Origin of the sequence: Asticcacaulis biprosthecium C19 (genome assembly GCF_000204015.1) — a bacterium.
GTDB lineage: Bacteria > Pseudomonadota > Alphaproteobacteria > Caulobacterales > Caulobacteraceae > Asticcacaulis > Asticcacaulis biprosthecius.
Genome location: NZ_GL883080.1, coordinates 499,829 through 517,977, shown reverse-complemented (window position 1 = coordinate 517,977; position 18,149 = coordinate 499,829). Strand labels below are relative to the sequence as shown.

The following is an 18,149-nucleotide window of genomic DNA, read 5'->3' as shown; positions in this document are numbered from 1 at the left end:
GAAACGGCATCAGCGGCCTGGGCGGAAGCTGCAGCTTCCGCAGCGGCCTGGGCCGACGCCGCAGTGGCTGCTTTTTCTTCGGCTGCGATCATAGCGCGGGTCTTGCCACCCTGGGCGATGATGAACTTGTCGAAATCGGCTTCGGAAACGACCTGAACCTCGATCGGCATATAGGCGTGGTCCTGGCCGCACAGTTCGGAGCACTGACCGTAATAGGTCCCAATCTTATCGGCCTTGAACCACAGGCTGTTCAGACGGCCCGGCACGGCGTCAACCTTGACGCGGAAAGCCGGCACGGTCCAGGCGTGGATGACGTCATTTGCGGTCACCTGGACGTGGACGACCTTGCCGACCGGGACGACCAGCTTGTTGTCGGTAGCCAGGAGGTACGGCTTGTCAGGCGTGGCCGTCTTCAGGTCGGCGGCTTCCGGCAGCAGCCGGGCTTCGATGCCCTCGACGCCCAGCTCCGGATAGTCATAAGCCCAGTACCACTGGTTGCCGGTAGCCTTGACCACCACGTCAGGAGTGGGGATGTCATTGAACTTCTTCAGCAGCGGCATGGAGAAGACGGCGATCACGACCAGGATGAGGATCGGAACGACAGTCCAGACGATTTCAATAAAGGTGTTGTGCGAGAAACGCGCCGGCGTTGGGTTGGCCTTACGATTGTACCGAATGACGATCCAGATCAGCAGCGCCAGAACGAACACCGAAATGACGGTGATAATCGGAAACAGCAAAGCATTATAGAACCAGTCGACCTCATGACCCAATTCGGTCACGTTGGGCTGAAGGCCCATTTCCTTGTCCGTCGGCTGACCGACCAATTGCTCAGCGGCAGCAGACATCGCCAGCACGCCACTTAGCGTCAAGGTGGCTACAGCCCCGCACGCGGCCTTCAACAGCCCCTTCATGCCCATTCGCCCAAATCCCATAATATGGCCTCATCTTGCCGGACGGGACGCGGTGCTCGTGCGCCCTGACCTTTACCGTAATCGACATTTCTTGGGCGCCATTCCAGCAACGATTCGCGCAGCCATACCTGGCCACTGCCCATCGGGGCGCCCTAGCAGAAACGATCCCATAATGCGTTCGCGGGCAATTGCAAAGGGCAAAAAAAGGAATTCCCCGTTTTGCGCAGGGTCTTTGCGGCAATTCCAGTACCGTCAGGCTTTGACGTCGCGCAAGGTGCGCTACTTTGTCGCGGAAACCGAGGCAAAATCGAAAGGGCCGGCAAAAAATGTGCTTTGCCATGGCCATACCCCGCGGGCACGCCTAAATAGGGCAGACCGTTACACTTTCGAGCACCAATCCATGGCCCTTCCCTTCCCTACTGATTCCGCCGCTGCCGACTGGGGAGATTTCGATCTTCACGCCGCACAGGGTTTGCTGGACGAGGCCTTGAAGGGCGCCGATGACGGCGAGATGTTCATTGAACGTCGTGAAGGCGAATCCCTGCTGTTCGACGACGGCCGGCTGAAATCGTCGGCCTACAATGCCGACCAGGGATTCGGATTTCGCGTCGTGGCGGGTGAAACCATCGGGTTCGCCAACAGCGCCGAACTGTCGCTGGAGGCTGTCGGCCGAGCGTCCGAAGCCGCGGTGCTGGCCAAGAAGGGCAAAAGCGTGGATGTGAGTTTGACGGCGTCGCACCCGTCGCGTTCCAACCGCTCCTACTACCAGGCGCATGACCCGCTCGGTGAGATGGCCTTCGCCGACAAGATCGCCCTGCTCCAGGCGATGGATGCCTATGCGCGCCAGGCACACGCCGGTGTCGTCCAAGTGTCGGCGTCCCTGGCCTGCGACAAGCGCGCCATTACCATCCTGCGCGGTGGCGGCCAGATGTATCATGACTACCGGCCGCTGGTGCGGCTGAATGTCAGCGTATCGGTGGAGAAGAATGGTCACCGCGAGACGGCGTCGTCGGGTGGCGGCGGGCGTATCTCGTGGTTCGATATCACGTCGCCGGAAAAGTGGCAGGCTCAGGTCGACGAAGCCATTCGTCAGGCCCTGGTCAATCTTGACGCCATTCCGGCGCCCGCCGGTGAGATGGACATCGTGCTCGGGCCCGGCTGGCCAGGCGTGCTGCTGCACGAAGCCGTCGGCCATGGGCTGGAAGGCGACTTCAACCGCAAGGGTACCTCGGCGTTTTCCGGCAAGATGGGCAAACAGGTAGCGGCCAAGGGCGTGACCATCGTCGACGACGGGACTGTGCCGGATGCGCGGGGCTCGCTGAACATCGACGACGAAGGGACGCCGACCTCCTGTACGACTCTGATCGAGGACGGCATCCTTGTCGGCTATATGCATGACCGGCTGTCGGCGCGGCAGATGGGCGTCAGCGCGACCGGCAACGGGCGGCGCCAGTCCTATGCGCACCAACCCCTGCCCCGCATGACCAACACCTTTATGCGCGCTGGCTCGGACAAACTGGCCGATATGATCGCCAACACCAAGAAGGGGCTTTTTGCCGTCAACTTCGGTGGCGGCCAGGTCGATATCACCAACGGCAAGTTCGTCTTCCAATGTACCGAGGCCTATCTGATCGAAGACGGCAAGGTCGGCGCACCGGTCAAGGGCGCTACCCTGATCGGAGATGGTCCGGCCGCCATGGGCCAGGTCGACATGATCGGCGACGACTTCAAGTTCGATCCGGGCGTCGGCACCTGCGGCAAGGCCGGCCAGTCGCTGCCCGTCGGCATCGGCCAGCCCAGCCTGAGAATCAGGGGACTGACGGTCGGCGGGACGAACTAGTTTTCCGCATCGTCCACTTGTGATGTTCGCGTTGCGAAGCCTGGACCTGTGCCGGGCTTCGCAACGCTGTGCCGTCCCCGGCGAGTATGACCACCGTAATATTAATTCTGTGTAATGTTGCGCGCTTCGCCACCTACGAAAAACGCCGTAGTTGGATTTGACATCGCATTGAATTTTCGACAGAAATTCTGCGTTTGCTTCTCATTTTTGACGATAGTTCGTTGAAATTGTTACAGGCATTTAACTTGTAAGTCAGCCTTGCGCAGTATTCCGTCCGGCCACGGACCGCCACCAACGGCGCCATGTCCACCGGGGATTTTCCGACTATGCGTCTCTTCGTCACCACCGCCCTGGCCTTCGTGTTTTTGGCTGCACCGGCCTTTGCCCAGGCGCAGGACACGGCGCCGGCCGCCGAAAGCGGCAATCAGGTGGTCACGTACCAGGCCAGCTATTTCACCGAGTTTCAGGTGTCGACGGCTCTCGACATGGTGTTCCGGGTGCCGGGCTTTACCTTCAACGAGGGCGACGAGGTCCGCGGCTTCGCCGGTGCGGCCGGCAATGTAGTGGTCGACGGTCAGCGCCCGGCCAGCAAGACCAACCTGGGGGAACAGCTAAACACCATTTCGGCGGCTCAGGTTGAGCGGATCGAGCTGATCACCGGTGGCGCGCCCGGCGTCGATATGCAGGGCTATCGCCAGATCGTCAACATTGTGCGCAAGCAGAGCGACAAGGCGACGATCAATTTCGGCGGTAATGTGAAATTCTTCCCAGGGTCTTCCAAGCCGGCCGGCTTCTTCAGCTATTCACGCAACCGCAATGGCATCCTGACCGAATTCTACATGGAGTCCTTCGGTTTCAACGACAACGGCACCCATGACACGACGCGGTATATCTACCAGCCGGACTTCAGCGACCCCAATCCAGACCGGATGTTCATCGATCAGGTCGGCGGCGGTTCGGGCCATGCCGAGCGCTTTACCCATGCGCGTCCGTTGTTTGGCGGCAAGATCACGCTGAACGGCAGTCTCAACCCGATCGACTATGAGTATGACGCCCGGTATGTTCGGGATGGATCGACGGCGGTCGAGCACCTGGATCTGCAGGAGACCGAAGGCGAGTTGGGCCTGCAGTTCGAACGCAAGCTGACCAAGACCCTGTCCCTGGATGTGAACCTACTGCACCGGTTTGACGATGAGACGCTGGACGATGTCTATACGGATGGTCCCGACACCTCGCGCTACATTTCCAAGTCCGAGGATCGCGAAAACATCGTCAGCGCCAAGCTGACCTGGCAGCCGAAAGACAAGATCACCTACAAGTTTGGCGCCGAAAGCGTCTATAATGGCCGCGACGTCGCCTCGCGTTACACCGAGAACGACAGCGAACAGAATGTGCCGTTCGACAACGTCATGGTCGAGGAAGACCGGGCGGAGTATTACGCCATGCGCAACTGGCAGATGACTCCGAAATTGTCGCTGGAGACCGGGCTGAAGGTCGAGACCTCGACCATTTCGGTGGCCCAGGACAACCGGTCGGAATCCTTTGTCTACCCCAAGCCGTCGGTACAGGTGGTGTGGGCACCGCGCGACAAGGTCAAGGTGAGCTGGCGGTCCGAGCGGGTGGTTGGTCAACTGGATTTCGGAGACTTTGCCTCGTCGGTGTCGCTGGATACCGAGGTGGTCAAGGCCGGCAATCCATCGATCGTGCCGCAGAAGGAGTGGGCCCATGCGCTGACCTTCGACTACGGTTTCTGGACCAAAGGGGCGGTGAGCCTGACGTTGAAGCATGCATCACTCGAAGACACGCTGGACTTTGCGCCGATCGTGACCGATGACGGGGTGTTCAATGCCCGTGGTAATATCGGCGACGGCGTCCGCGATGAAATCGGCGTCAACCTGACCTTGCCTCTGGACAGGTTCAAGTTCAAGGGCGGCGAACTGAAGGTGGAGTACGCCAAGTATTTCACCAGCGTCACCGATCCGATCACCGGCGACTCGCGGCCGATTTCGGGCCTGAACCCGGACCGCTATTTCATTCTGCTGAGCCAGAACATCACCAGTTGGCGTGCGAACTGGGGCCTGGAGATCAGCAGCCTGAACAACGGCACCCAATATCATGCGACCGAGCAGTATCGCTACAAGTCGGCGCCGTGGATCGCGTTCTGGGCGGAGTACAAGACCAAGGACAACATCACCTGGGCGGTCATCTTCCAAAACCCGCCCAAGCGCCGCGACCAGATGACCCGGACCGTGTGGGCGGGGCTGCGCGAACAGACTCCGATCGTGCGGCAGGAACTGAGCGACGGCAAGTCGCAGCCATTTGTGATCGTACGGGTGAAGAAGGAACTCTGATGCAACTTATGGGGTCGAGGGGCCAAAGAACGTATCTTGAGGCCCCTCGACCCACACGTCATTTCGGCGTTTCTTCCGCTGTCGTATCGTTCGCCCCATATGACCAATGGCCGATGACGTATGACAGCAGGAAGAAGAAGACCCCGACCCCGACACCCAGCCAGCCGATGAAGTTGAAGGTTTCGATCGACGACATCAAAGCGGAGCGGTTGTCCAGAGCCACCCCCCCCACCGTCTCGGTCGAGGCAAACTGTGCGATAATGGCCGCAACGTTCTGTCCGTTCGACTGCCCAAGGAACCAGATGGCCATCATGGTCGCCACAATGGTCGGCGGCGACAGCTTGGTCTGTTGCGACAGCCCGACCGGCGACAGGGTCAGTTCCCCGATCGTGTGGAACAGATAGGTCATCATCAGGAACAGGACCGGCAGTCGCCACAGGGCGTCGGCAGTACCGACACCCCACACCAGAACCAGAAAGCCCAGTCCGACATTGGCCAGGCCGAAACCGAACTTTTTCAAGGGATCGGGATCAGCGCCGCGCCGGCCCAGATAGGTGAACAACCAAGCAAAGACCGGCGCCAGGATCAGGATGAAACCGGCATTGAAAGTTTGGGTTTGCGAAGGCGTCAGCCCCATATCGATCCAGACATGGTTCGCCGGCAAGGTCATGGCCGCCAGTTGTTGCGAAGAGGCCAGCACAAAATTGCCGATTACGATGGGCGCCGACAGGATATCGAGATTGGTGTTACGTTCGGCGAACAGGCTCAGACTGGATCCGGCCTGTTCGAACAAAGCGAAGAAAAGGGCGGACGATCCCGAAAGGATCATCGCCAGGGTCAGGCGGAACCGCTCCGGCACAGAGTATTTCGTGAACATCTGGTGGATGACGTAGCCGATAATGGCCAGCGAGCCTGCATACAGGGCATAGCGAACAATGAGGTTCTGCTGTACCAGCAGGTAGATGACCGGCACCAGAGCCAGGCCTCCCAGATAGATCAAAACCTCCTTGTTGAGCGGCCCCACCTTCTCCTTCAGGACTTCCGGCTTGGGTGGTTCACCCTTGCCCATAAGCCACGGCTTGCCCAGCGTGAACATGATCAGCCCCGCCAGCATGCCGATACCGGCCAGGCCAAACCCGGCCCACCAGCCGACGTTTTCGCCGAGATATCCACACAGAGCCGCCGCCCAGAACGATCCCAGATTGATGCCGTAATAATAGAACTGGAAGCCCGCATCGCGTCGCGGATCCTTCTCGCGATAAAGCTGACCGACGATCGTCGAAATGTTGGGCTTCATGAAGCCCACCCCAAGGATGATCAGCGAAATCGCCAGGTAGAAGACGTTTTCCGCCCAGGCATCGACGATCTTCACGTCCTTCTGAATGCTGGCGGCGGGCAGAATTGCCGGTATCGGCGCATCCGCCGGCAGGCCGACAACCTCATAACCACCATCCGCCATACCCTTCCAGTCATAGTGCTGACCGTTGACGTCCAGCTTGACGGACCGGTTCTGCCCCATGCCGTCAGTGACGAACTCATAGGTCGTACCCTGATAGGTCACCGTCGGAATATTCGGCCGTCCTTCGATCGCCATGCCCAGATGGCCAGCCACCAGCAGTATTGCGCCGAACGTAATCGCCTTGCGCGTCCCCAGCCAGCGGTCAGCAATCAGGCCCCCCAAGAGTGGCAGAAGATAGATGAGCGTCGTGTAGGCACCGTATTGCGCATTGGCGCGGGTATCGTCGAAGAGGAAATGCCGGACCAGGTAGTAGATCAGCAAGGCCCGCATGCCGTAGTAGGAAAACCGCTCCCACATCTCGGCGAAAAAGCAGACAAACAACCCCTTGGGGTGGTTTCGCATCTGCAGGAGGACGGGAATGCCGGTCAGGATCGTAATCAATATCCCGGCGCCAATGACGATATTCAGCATACATGATCTCGCAAAGAGGACATAAGGTCTAACGCTCGCGGCGCTGCCTTTTTTGCGACATGATCAGGTATTTGGCGGTTTGGCAAGCGCCATCGTCAAATCGTATACGAAGCGAATCTAGTAGGCTTCCTCAGCGTAGAGACGGCGAATGTCGCCCTGCCAAGGGCCATGGAATTTTTCCAGCAGCCGGTCGGCCGGGGTCAGGCCGCTGTCGGCGATTTCGAACAGCTCGCCGAGATAGCCTGTTTCGTCTATGAACCCGCCGGACAGTTTGTTACGGTTCTTCAGGCCTTGTTTTGCGATGTTCAGCACGTCCATGGCCCAGTCCTTGACTGGACGACCGGCGATGTCGCCCCTTAGGCCGGTTCTTGCCGCCATGCCGCGCAGGCGGTTGTGTTCATCGGTTGTCCAGCCCTTGACCAGGTCCCAGGCGGCATCCAACGCCGTCTGGTCGTAGAACAGGCCTCCCCACAGCGCCGGCAGGGCACACAGGCGGCTCCATGGACCGGCATCGGCGCCGCGCATTTCGAGGTACTTCTTCAGGCGCACTTCCGGGAACAGGGTGGTCAGGTGGTCGGCCCAATCGTCCATGGTCGGACGGTGTCCCATATAGGCCGGCAGTTCGCCCTTCATGAAGGCTTTGAAATCCTGGCCAGAAGCATCGATATAATCATCGCGGTGGACGAAATACATCGGTACGTCCAGGGCGTATTGGGCGTAACGCTCATAGCCGAAGCCGTCTTCAAAGACGAAATCAAGCATGCCGGTGCGGTCAGGGTCGGTATCGGTCCAGACATTGGCACGCGCCGACACGAAGCCGTTCGGCTTGCCTTCGGTAAAGGGCGAGTTGGCAAACAGCGCCGTGGCGATCGGTTGCAACGCCAGGGATACCCGGAACTTCTGCACCATATCGGCTTCAGAACTGTAGTCGAGATTGGCCTGGACGGTGCAGGTGCGCAGCATCATATCGAGGCCGAGATTGCCCACCTTTGGCATGTAGCTGCGCATGATCTTGTAGCGGCCTTTAGGCATGACCGGTGTCTCTCCGCGCGTCCACAGCGGCGAGAATCCCGTGCCGACAAAACCCAAGCCTAGTTCGCTCGCGACCGCCCTCACCTCTTCCAGGTGCTGGCCGGTTTCGTCGCAGATGTCATGAACGGTTTCCAGCGGCGCGCCGGACAGTTCGAACTGGCCACCGGGCTCCAGCGACACCGAAGCGCCGTTGCGGCTAAGCGCGATCAGGGTCTCGCCTTCGTAGACGCCTTGCCAGCCAAAACGCATCAGGCCTTTCAGCATGGCCTGAATACCGTCGGGACCTTCGTAGGCGGGCCGGGTGAGATCGGTCAGACGGAAAGCGAACTTCTCGTGCTCTGCACCTATGCGCCAACGTTCGCGCGACTTTTCGCCCGACTGGAAGTAGCTCACCAGTTCGGAGAAGGTACGCAGGGGCTCTGACTCACCCGAATACGCCATGCCGCTGCCCTTTTTGTTTGCGAAGTCGCCGCCTATATGGGCCGGTCGCCGGGGGCAGGCAAGAGAGGATTGCTAAATTAGCGCCAATCTCCAACCACCGCTTGATAGAGTGTAAGCGCGCTGATCGCCGCGGTATCGGCGCGCAGGATACGCGGGCCGAGATTGACAGGGATGCAGTCAGGCCGGCCGCGCAAAGCCAGTCGTTCGTCATCGTCGAAACCGCCCTCCGGACCGATCAGGATGACGGACCTTTCCACCGCAGCGGTCGTTTTCAAGGCCTGCAACAACGGCAGGGTTTCTCTGGTGCCTTCATGGGTCGAGTTTTCGTCGCCGAATATCAGCCGGTCGAAGGCCGCTGCCGCTAGGAAGCGGTCGAGTTTTACCGGCGCCAGTATCTCGGGCACATCCAGACGTTCGGTCTGCTCGGCGGATTCTTTGGCAATGGAAACAAGACGTTCAACATTCGTATGACTGGCATTGGTGCGTCGGGTTGTCAGCAACTGGATCGTACCGGCGCCCAGTTCGGTGGCCTTTTCGACGATATATTCCAACGCTGAGCGCTTGATCAGCGCGACCGCCAGGATCGGCCCCTGCCCTGTCGGTTGTGGGCGGGTTTGTTCGATCAGGTCAAGCTTGACCGCCTTCTTGCCGACCTCGCTGAGACGCGCCCCCCATTCGCCGTCGCGGCCATTGAAGATCGACACCGTGTCATCGACGGACAAGCGCATCACAGCCGCGAGGTAGCGCGACTGGTCAGGATTGAGGATAACGCTCAGGCCTTCGGCGAAAGGCGGTGTGGTCTCGGAGATAAACAGACGGATCATGGGCATGTCTTCTAGATTTCTACGGCCGCCGGCTCAAGCCGATTTGTCCATCCACGATTGACAATACGGGTAAGGCGCTCCCGGTCAATCTTGATCGGCCAGACGCGTGTGGATGAAATCGTCGACGTGCGCCGTGTAGGCGGTATCCAGACCCAGGTCGCGGTTGATGGCCATGTGGCTCATGGCTTGTGGCAATACCTGGGTGTCCTGCCCCTGTGCCGCCAACTGGGCCGAAAAAGCCCTGGCGTCGGCGCAGGGATCGTCCGGACGCTGCGACGAACAGACCAGAAGCATGGGAACGGCTCCGGGTTTCAACCGGGCAGCCGGCGACACGTTGGCCCAAAAGATCGGGTCATTGCCTAAGGCGTCGTCATATAGGCGGGGATGACGCTTTTGCATCACGGCGGTCACGTCCAAAGCGGCCGAATCGATAACCACGGTTCCCCGCCAGGCCCGCCCCCCGGCTGCAACGACGGGCGCGGGGTCGGCCGAAACCAGGGCGACAAGATGGGCACCGGCCGAATGGCCCATGGCTATGACCTTGTTGCCATTTCCACCCCAACGCGGCGCTTCCTTTTGCACGTAAGCAATGGCGTGAGCGATGTCCTGGGCCTGCAGGTCGACTCCGGCATCCGGCAGCATGCGATAGTTGACGCTGACCACTATAAAGCCCTGAGGCAGCCAGCGTTTCAGCTTGTTGTCCACCACGCCTGGACTGGCCTTGTCTCCGAGACGCCAGCCCCCGCCATGGACCATGACGATGATTGGGGCGTCGCGTGGCGACGGCGGGGCGTAGACATCAAGGGTCTGGGCTGCGTCCGCGCCATAGGCCACGGTCTGCACGGTGGCGCCCGGCAGGATTTTCGCCGGGTCGGTAACCTCGCCCACCGACCTTTCCTTCATCCGCCCAAGATAGCGGTCGCGCATTGGCCCGGCATGCGCCGACGTAGATGCCAGAGCCAGAATAAGCAGAAAAAACAGCGGTTTCATGATGCGCCTCCGGCGTGAGAAGGCGCGTGGGCGACGGCAAAATTATGGCGGGTCCGCCGCCCATTGGTTACAAACGGTTACTTCTTCTCAGCCAGGATGTCATCCAGCAGCGGCTTCCTGCCTTCGATACGCTCCAGCTTCGGATAGCGCAGGCCGCCATGATAATCGACCTTGAAGGTACGGTAGTTGTCGTCGACCTTCACCAGCAGTTCGATCGGATCCGTGCCGGTCTTGGCCGCGGTGATCGCCGTCTTCAGGATCTCTGCGTCATAGGCCTTGCCATTGACCGCGATCAGGGTCGCATTGGGCGCCATGCCGGCCTTGAAGGCTGGACTGTCCCACTGAACCGCACTGATGAGTGCATCCTTGGAATTGATGGCGATGCCCAGGGAATAGGCCAGGTTGACGTTCTTGCGCAGAGTCTCTGTCGCCTTGTAATAGGCGGTCGGCGTGTCGGTATAGACCAGCTTGTAGCCACCACGGGTGATGCCGTCGAGCGGCGCGCCCGGACCCGCGGAATGCAGGCGATCGTTCAGGAAGGTCGCCCAGTCGTAAGCGTATACGTTGTTCAGACCGGTCACGATATCGTCGAAGGTGTAGGTCACCGGTGTCCGTGATCCCGGATTGACGCCGAAAAAGGCCTTGGCGAAGTCGTCCAGCGACTTCTTGCCGTTGGTCTTTTCACGGATCAGGGTGTCGGCGTCGAGCCAGATCAGATAACCTTCGGTGTAGTATTCCTCGCTGCGTTGCCAGGCACGCCAGGTCTGGGCGGCGCGCGCCGAGAGGGCCGGGTCGTTGGTGGTGTCGGCCAGGTCGCGCCATTGCCGCCCCGGCAGGTTGTCGAGGCCGGCGGCCATGATAGCCAGGTATTCCAGTTCCTGGTCCTTGCTGTACAGGCCGGACCGCGCTGCGAGGATGTGGCCCCAATATTGGGTCTGGCCTTCGTAGACCCACAACAGGCTGCCACGCATCGGCACCTGGTAGTTCGGCGTCCACATGTCGGCCGGGCGGCGGAACTTGCCGTTCCACGAGTGGACCAGTTCGTGGGTCAGCACGTCGCGTCCGACGTACTCGTTCTTCCAGTCGGTCAGCCACTTGGGCTCCATGCCGATTTCGGTCGATTGATGGTGCTCCAGGCCGATATCGCCCAGCCAGTCCGTCGCTGATATCAGGAAGTCGTAGTGGTCGTAATGCGGTGCCCCGAACAGCTTATAGGCCTGGTCCATCATCTTGCGATGGATGGCGACGATGTCCTCGCTGGCCTCGACCTGGGTCGGCTTGTCGGCCATGACGTTCAGGCGGGCCGGTACGGGACCGTCCGGATCGATGTCGTAGGTTTTGAAATAGCGGCCGGAAAAGAGCGGCGAATCGATGAAGGTTTCGTAGTCCGTGGTCTTGAACTGAACGGTATTTCCGGTCTTGCCAGCCGTTTCCAGCGCCGTGGCGTAGCCCCAGCCCTCGGGCAGGGTGATCGAGGCGGTGATCGGGATACGTGAGGCGTAATAGCCTGCCGGATACAGTGACGCAAACTCCCACTGCAGGTTCAGCATGTCATTGGTCAGGACGATGCGCGCGGTCGAGGCAACGGTCGGCGCCAGATACTGGAAGGCCACCTTCAACTCGCCGGCGCCGGCTGGAACCTCGACGTGGAAGGCATTCATGTCGACGGCGTCACGCTTCCATTTGACCGGCTGGCCGTTGGCCGTAATGACCAGGCCGGCAATGCGCTGGATATTGCCATTGGCGGGATGGTGTTTGCCCGGCAGCCATTTCGGCAGCATCAGCACCAATGGGCCGGGCTTGGCCGGGACGGTCTGCTGGATCTTGATGACGCGCTGGTTCAGGTCGGTGGCGTCAACAGCGACCGTCATGGTGCCTTCGAAGGCGACATCCTGGGGCAGAACGATCGGCGGGGTCGGTGGGGCCGCGACCTGGGCCATCGCGCCGTGCGCCATCATGCCTAAACCCAGTGCTACGGCACTGACCAGTCCGACCATCTTTATCGACATCTACGCGTTCCTTAACTCAAAGAGATCGCAAACCAAGCGCAGATCGTTGCGATTGTAAAGATCGTCCGGATTAACGATCGGTAATGTTGAGGCCTACTCCGGCAGGGGAATGAATTCCTGGTCGTCTCCCGGCACTTTCGGGAAGGTTTGGGCCTTCCAGTCGGCCTTGGCCTGTTCGATGCGTTCCGGCCGCGACGAGACAAAATTCCAGTAGATGTGACGTTCGCTCAGCTTTTCGCCACCGACGATGACGAAATGGACCGGACCGCTGATCGCCGTCAGCCGGACCAGAGCGCCCGGCGTCAAAACGGCCATCTCGTAGGTCTTCAGGATCAGGCCGTCAACGCCCAGTTCGCCGTCGCAAACATAGATGGCACGTTCCTCAACGCCCATAGGCGCCTGGAGTTCGGCCCTCAGCTTCAGTTTCGCTTCGACATAAAGGGTCTGGGCATAGGTCTTGACCGGCGAGCGAAGACCAAAGGCTTCGCCCATCATCACCCGGACATGCGCCTGACCATCGTCGAAGGACGGGATCTCGGCGGCGTCATAGTGGTAGAAGGCCGGATCGATCTCCTCATCGGCTTCCGGCAAGGCCAGCCACAGTTGCAGGCCGTCGAGATGGCGGGTGCGGGTCTTGGCCTCGTCTTCCTCGCGTTCGGAGTGAACGATGCCCTTGCCGGCGACCATCAGGTTGATGTCACCCGGAGAAATGACGCCGCGCGTGCCCAGGCTGTCGCGGTGGAGAATGTTGCCTTTGAACAGGTAGGTGACGGTGGCCAGGTTGATGTGCGGATGCGGCCGGACATTGACACCCAGGCCAGGCGCGAAGTCGGCCGGCCCCATGTGGTCGAAGAAGATCCACGGCCCGACCATACGCCGTCTGGCATAGGGCAGCACGCGGCGGACCATGAAGCCGCCCAGGTCCTTTTCGCGTGCCGGGATGACCATGGCGACGGTGTCGGGCAGGGAAACGCCAGCGTCAGTATCGGAGTCTGTCACGGTCAGCGCCTTCTCTTTCGGTATTTCTTCTTGCCCTTCTTGACCGGTTTGGCCTGCGGGGCAGGGTCGGCGATCGGTGCCATGGTGACCGGCGCAGATGGGTCGGGCGCCGTCACGCCAGGGATCTGCGTCGGCGGGCTGGCCTTGGCGATCAGCTCGACCTGGGTTTGCAACGGCAGTTCGCGGCCGACGACCTTGTCGCGCAGCACCGCCTTGATGGTATAGAGGCCCGGGACGTCGTGGTCCTCGAACTGCATCAGGACGACCTTGTTGCGGTTGTCATAGACGCCTTGCGTCCTGCCCTGCTTACCCTTGACGCCCGCCACAGAACTGTACTCGTCGCCATACAGACGGCCGTCGGGTGCGGTGATCGACAGGTCGTAGACGACATCGACATTGTTGTCCCAGTCGGTCTCGATACCGACAAAGACCAGCTTGATGGCCAGAACGGCGCCGGCTTCGGCGCGGGAGACGCGGTTAAGGTGCCGCTCGGCGCCGGATGGCTTGTTGAATTCCTCAACCTCGCTCTGCGGAATGACGATCAACATACCCGACAGGGGACCGTTCTTGTCGGGGAAGCCCCGGGACGGATTATATTCGGTCGTGGAGGTCGTGTTGGGGAGCAGGATGGTGGGCTTGGCGTTGTCCGGCGCCGGCGCCTGGTTGGCCGCGACAGCGGAACCTGCCGCCAGTCCCCACATCAGACCCAATACCAAAGCCGTACGGCGCGTCATGTTAGCCTCGAAGAAAGCGAGAACCGGTTATGTCACGCAGACGATGAGGCTTCAAGCCATCGAGATATTCGGCGGGTCGTAGGACGTGATCATTTTGCGTCCTTCTCCGGATGCAACCGCGCCAGGATCCAGTCGGAGAGCCGATGCCAAACGAAGGCAAAGCCTACGAGCAGGATCGCCCCCGTCAAAATGACAGTGAACAGAAAGTCGATCCCCAACACCTGTTTCACGACCAGAAAGGCGTCCACGGCGGCGGGTGGGTGAAAGACTTTCAAGCGCAGCATCAGGACGATGGCCAGCCCGACGCTGAGGGCGGCCGCCCATTCCGCCGGTCCCAGCAGCCACAACACGATATACCCCGCCAGGGCCGAGACCAGATGACCGCCAATCAGGGCCCTGGGCTGTGCCGGCTCTGACGACGGCGCCCCCATGATCAGGGCTATGGAGGTGATGAACGGCAACTGCCAGAAGGGACGCTGGCTGATTGTCGCGGCAAATTCGAGGGCACCGACACAGACAGCGCCCCCTATCCCAGCCAACACTGGCACCGCGAGCAAGCGGCGGATCGCAGCGGTGTTAAACCGGGACAGGTAGGGGGGAAGGCCGCTCATATGACAGCCTCAGTACTTGCAATTGATCGCAAGCCAGGTCTTGGTGCGCGACGCCGGGGCCGCCGGGCTCTTGCGTTCAAAATCGGCATGTTTCAGCATCAGGCTGAACCTCGGCGTCAGGGCGATGGTGGCCATGGCGCCCCACTCGGTGCCGATCTTCTGGTCCAGGCGGGTCGTCGAATAGTCGTGCCAGGACAAGGTCAGGGCCGGCTTCAGCTTGTGCGGCAGGTTGATCGTCGCTGTATAGCTCAGTTCGTTGATACCGTTGCCGAGGTCTTGCGCCCGCCGGTCGCCGAAAAGGCGTCGTCGGCCTGGGCGTTGACCGCCATGGCGCTGCTCAGGGCGAGCACGGCTGTGCCCGTCAGGAGGTAGGTTTTCATTGGATGTGCCCCGGATAGAAAAGCGGCGCCACCGGATGACAGTGACGCCGCCGAAGAACAGGTTATCAGGCCCGTGTGTTGTCGGGCACGGCATCCAGTTCACCGCTTTCGCGGGCCTTTTTCCCGTAGACAGCTTCAAACACCGGCGAGGCCATGACTGTGGTCACGATGGCCATCAGGACCAGCATGGCGAACAGCGGCAGGCCGATAATGCCCTTCTGCAGGCCGATATTGATGATGATCAGTTCCATCAGGCCGCGGGAGTTCATAAGAGCGCCAATGCCGAGCGCCGTGCGGTTGTCTTCGCCGGTCATGCGGGCGGCGACGTAGCAGGCGCCGAACTTGGCGACAACCGAGACCGCCAGGATGACCAAGGCCACGAAAAGCATTTCGAGCGAGTTGACCATGTCCATGCGGGTGTTCAGTCCCGAGAAGGTGAAGAACATCGGCAGCAGGACGATGACCGCGAACGGCTCGACCTTCTTTTTCAGTTCCTCAACGAACTTGCCGCGCGGCATGGCGGTGCCCAGGATGAAGCCACCAAAGATGGCGTGGATGCCGACGGCGTCCATGACGAAGGCCGACAGGAAGAAGCAGATCATCACGATGGCCAGTATTGTGTAGGACATCTCGCCCTTTTCCTCGACCATGCGGCCCAGCGGCGCCAGCAGCTTGCGGCCGATCGTCACCACGAACAGGGCAAATGAGATACCGCCGACAATGGCCACGACGGCAATGCCCGGACCGCCGCCAAAGGTGGCCAGCACAACAGCCAGGACGCACCACGAAACAGCATCATCGAAGGCGCCAGCCGTCAGGGACAGGGTTCCCAAAGACGAATTGGCCAGGCCGCGCTCATTGATGATGCGGGCCAGCATCGGGAAGGCCGTCAGGGCGATACAGGCGCCCATGAACAGGGTGGCGTTGAACTGGGAAATACCCGCGGTGAACAGGCCAGGTATGGTCATCAGCCAGGGCGTGATCAGCACAGCCAGCAGGAAGGGCGCGCTGATCCCGGCGAAGGAGACCGCCATGGCGCTCTTGCCCTTCTTGGCAAAATGGTCAAGGCGGAAGGAGGTACCGACCATAAACATGTACAGGCCGACGCCAAACTGGGCGCCGGTGTAAAGGACGTTCTTCATTTCCTTCGGGAAGACGGCCGCCTGGATTTCGGGGAGAAGCAGGCCGAACAGCGATGGCCCAAGGATAACGCCCGCGATCATTTCACCCACCACCTGGGGCTGGTGCAGCAGCTTCTGTCCCAGCCAGCCGACGACGCGGCAGGCCGCGATGATCACGGCCAGTTGCAGGAAAAAGTGGATGGAAAAATCACCGAGCGCATAGGTCCTTGTGACGCCATCAGCGCCAACCGCGCCGTGCGGCGACAGGATGTTGGTGAGTTCGTGGACCGTGCTTTGCCACAGGTCCTGAGGCGCTGCCTCAAATATCATTGGATGTCTCCCCGAGAGTAGTACGCTTTTTTTGGTGCCGTTGACCGGCTGCGACAAAAAGCCGCCGTTTTTCATCCGCCGTCAAACAGAATTTCAGGATCACAAGTTGTTTATTTTGTTGAGGAATTTAACGTGACAAATCCATCACAGCGTAGCAACGTAACTACATTTTAGAATTTCGACGTGTAGACATGTGCCTACCTGCAAGCCGCGGCAAAGAAAAAACCCGACGTTAGGAGCGCCGGGGTTTTCTGGATGGGGAGGAAACGTTGTTGCAGGCTGCGAATGGCACCCCGGCGGCTCGGGTCCGGTTGCCATTCCCGTCTCGGATGATATGTCGCGCGGCCAGGTCAAATGAAAATTTCACACTCCGGCAATTTTTCAGACCCTTAAAGTTCAAAGTAAATTTCGATTTTCCCGGATGATATAATGTAGTAATGTACCTACATCAAAAAGAGGCCGCTATGACAACCCTGACCAGCCGTGAATTTAACCAGGATGTAGGTCGGGCAAAAAAAGCGGCCCGGCTGGAGCCGGTGTTTATCACCGATCGGGGCAAACCGTCCCATGTCCTGCTCAGCTTCGAGACCTTTCGGCAGATTACCGGCCAGACCGAGAGCCTGGTCGACCTGCTGGCCATGCCGGAAAGCGCAGCTGCGGACGTCGAATTCGATTCGCGCGGCAGTTGGGAAACGCGCGAGGAGAGGTTCTGACCATGTACCTGCTCGACACGCCAATCATTTCGGAACTGCGCAAGGCGCGCACCGGCAAGGCCGATCCCGGCGTGGTCACCTGGGCCGGCGGGGTGGCGCGGCAGAACATGTATGTCTCCGCTGTGTCGCTGCTGGAGCTGGAAAATGGCATTGCGCACGTCGAGCGCAAGGACCGGCCCTTGGGGGAAGCCTTGCGCAGTTGGCTGGACGATCAGGTCATGGTGGCGTTCGAAGGACGTATCCTGGCGGTCGATGCTGCCGTGGTGCGCAAACGCGGCGCCCTGCCCTATGCCGACGGCAAGGGAGACCGCGACGCTCTGGTGGCGGCGACGGCGCTTGTGCACGGCCTCACCGTCGTTGCGCGCCACGTCAGCAACTTCCGCGCCGGCCGGGTGAAGGTGTTCAGTCCGTGGGGCTATGCGCCGGAAGGTGAGGAAGCGGCCGATTGGCAGGAAACGACGGGCACCGGGCCGGTATGGCTGAAGAACCTGTTTTTGCGATTCTGATCGAGCGCTGTAAAGTTTAACGCGAAGAAGCAAAGACGGAGTGAGGGATTAAAATCCCTATGCATCCACGATCTGCGGGCGCTACCTTTTAAAATGGAACACGCTGAAAGGTTGGACAACGCAGACGTGGCCGAGCGGCTGAAGGCACGCGTCTGCTAAATGAGCGTACCCTCAAAGGGGTACCATGGGTTCGAAACGAGGACATTGCGGAGCAATTTCCGAGTTCGGCGAGGCGCAGCTGAGCCAATCCCATCGTCTCATTGCGGTCGTCGTGGCGGCCGCGTCAACTTCCCATCAAAAAACCCTGTGCATCCACCATTTGCGGACGTTGCCTTTTAAAAAAGAACACGCTAAGGGGTTGGACAACGGAGACGTGGCCGAGAGGCTGAAGGCACTCGTTTGCTAAATGAGCGTACCCCTAAAA

The 18,149-nt window shown here is 60.2% G+C and carries 16 protein-coding genes and 1 tRNA gene; 5 read left to right on the top strand and 12 right to left on the bottom strand.

From position 1 onward, the window contains the following. Nucleotides 1-914: cytochrome c oxidase subunit II (coxB, locus tag ABI_RS20855; RefSeq protein WP_245531412.1), on the bottom strand; the 914-nt coding region annotated here is incomplete at its 3' end. A 400-nt stretch (nt 915-1,314) separates the two neighbouring features. Between coxB and tldD the strand changes: the two genes are divergently transcribed. Then, nucleotides 1,315-2,754, top strand: coding sequence for a metalloprotease TldD (tldD, locus tag ABI_RS20850; RefSeq protein ID WP_006275056.1), 1,440 nt, complete (start codon nt 1,315-1,317; stop codon nt 2,752-2,754). Nucleotides 2,755-3,080: 326 nt separating this feature from the next. Beyond that, nucleotides 3,081-5,105, top strand: a complete 2,025-nt coding sequence (locus ABI_RS20845) for a TonB-dependent receptor plug domain-containing protein (RefSeq protein WP_006275055.1) — start codon at nt 3,081-3,083, stop codon at nt 5,103-5,105. Between the two features lie 58 nt (nt 5,106-5,163). On the opposite strand, the gene ABI_RS20840 is transcribed toward ABI_RS20845, so the two are convergent. From ABI_RS20840 to ABI_RS20795, 11 genes are all read right to left on the bottom strand, one after another. After that, the gene (locus tag ABI_RS20840; protein ID WP_006275054.1) at nt 5,164-7,035 is read right to left on the bottom strand and encodes a peptide MFS transporter; all 1,872 of its coding nucleotides are present in this window, start codon (nt 7,033-7,035) and stop codon (nt 5,164-5,166) included. A 117-nt stretch (nt 7,036-7,152) separates the two neighbouring features. Continuing rightward, complete coding sequence (locus ABI_RS20835; protein WP_006275053.1) at nt 7,153-8,508, bottom strand: glutamate--cysteine ligase; 1,356 nt, start codon at nt 8,506-8,508, stop codon at nt 7,153-7,155. Between the two features lie 77 nt (nt 8,509-8,585). After that, on the bottom strand, nt 8,586-9,332 hold the full coding sequence (locus ABI_RS20830) for a 16S rRNA (uracil(1498)-N(3))-methyltransferase (RefSeq protein ID WP_006275052.1): 747 nt from the start codon (nt 9,330-9,332) through the stop codon (nt 8,586-8,588). An 84-nt stretch (nt 9,333-9,416) separates the two neighbouring features. Beyond that, nucleotides 9,417-10,322 (bottom strand): alpha/beta hydrolase, encoded by a 906-nt coding sequence (locus ABI_RS20825; protein ID WP_006275051.1) that lies wholly within the window; start codon nt 10,320-10,322, stop codon nt 9,417-9,419. Nucleotides 10,323-10,399: 77 nt separating this feature from the next. Continuing rightward, entirely contained in the window at nt 10,400-12,331 is a 1,932-nt protein-coding gene (locus ABI_RS20820; protein WP_245531411.1) for a M61 family metallopeptidase, read from the bottom strand. Nucleotides 12,332-12,424: 93 nt separating this feature from the next. Beyond that, nucleotides 12,425-13,330, bottom strand: coding sequence for a pirin family protein (locus ABI_RS20815; protein WP_006275049.1), 906 nt, complete (start codon nt 13,328-13,330; stop codon nt 12,425-12,427). A 2-nt stretch (nt 13,331-13,332) separates the two neighbouring features. Then, on the bottom strand, nt 13,333-14,064 hold the full coding sequence (locus tag ABI_RS20810) for a hypothetical protein (RefSeq protein WP_006275048.1): 732 nt from the start codon (nt 14,062-14,064) through the stop codon (nt 13,333-13,335). 89 nt (nt 14,065-14,153) lie between these two features. Then, the gene (locus tag ABI_RS20805; RefSeq protein WP_157139039.1) at nt 14,154-14,675 is read right to left on the bottom strand and encodes an HPP family protein; all 522 of its coding nucleotides are present in this window, start codon (nt 14,673-14,675) and stop codon (nt 14,154-14,156) included. A gap of 9 nt (nt 14,676-14,684) precedes the next feature. Further along, nucleotides 14,685-14,873 carry a hypothetical protein gene (locus ABI_RS25450; RefSeq protein ID WP_006275046.1) on the bottom strand — a complete coding sequence of 63 codons (189 nt, stop codon included), beginning with the start codon at nt 14,871-14,873 and terminating at the stop codon, nt 14,685-14,687. Between the two features lie 50 nt (nt 14,874-14,923). Next, the gene (locus tag ABI_RS26525) at nt 14,924-15,055 is read right to left on the bottom strand and encodes a hypothetical protein (protein WP_006275045.1); all 132 of its coding nucleotides are present in this window, start codon (nt 15,053-15,055) and stop codon (nt 14,924-14,926) included. Between the two features lie 65 nt (nt 15,056-15,120). Beyond that, nucleotides 15,121-16,506, bottom strand: a complete 1,386-nt coding sequence (locus tag ABI_RS20795) for a cation:proton antiporter (protein ID WP_040309799.1) — start codon at nt 16,504-16,506, stop codon at nt 15,121-15,123. 464 nt (nt 16,507-16,970) lie between these two features. On the opposite strand from ABI_RS20795, the gene ABI_RS20790 reads away from it, so the two are divergent. The 3 genes from ABI_RS20790 to ABI_RS25445 all read left to right on the top strand — a co-directional run bounded on the left by ABI_RS20790 (nt 16,971) and on the right by ABI_RS25445 (nt 17,986). After that, entirely contained in the window at nt 16,971-17,219 is a 249-nt protein-coding gene (locus ABI_RS20790) for a type II toxin-antitoxin system Phd/YefM family antitoxin (RefSeq protein ID WP_040309798.1), read from the top strand. A gap of 2 nt (nt 17,220-17,221) precedes the next feature. Beyond that, entirely contained in the window at nt 17,222-17,725 is a 504-nt protein-coding gene (locus ABI_RS20785; RefSeq protein ID WP_006275041.1) for a type II toxin-antitoxin system VapC family toxin, read from the top strand. A 119-nt stretch (nt 17,726-17,844) separates the two neighbouring features. Then, a tRNA-Ser gene (locus ABI_RS25445) sits at nt 17,845-17,986 on the top strand. Nucleotides 17,987-18,149: the final 163 nt, after the last annotated feature.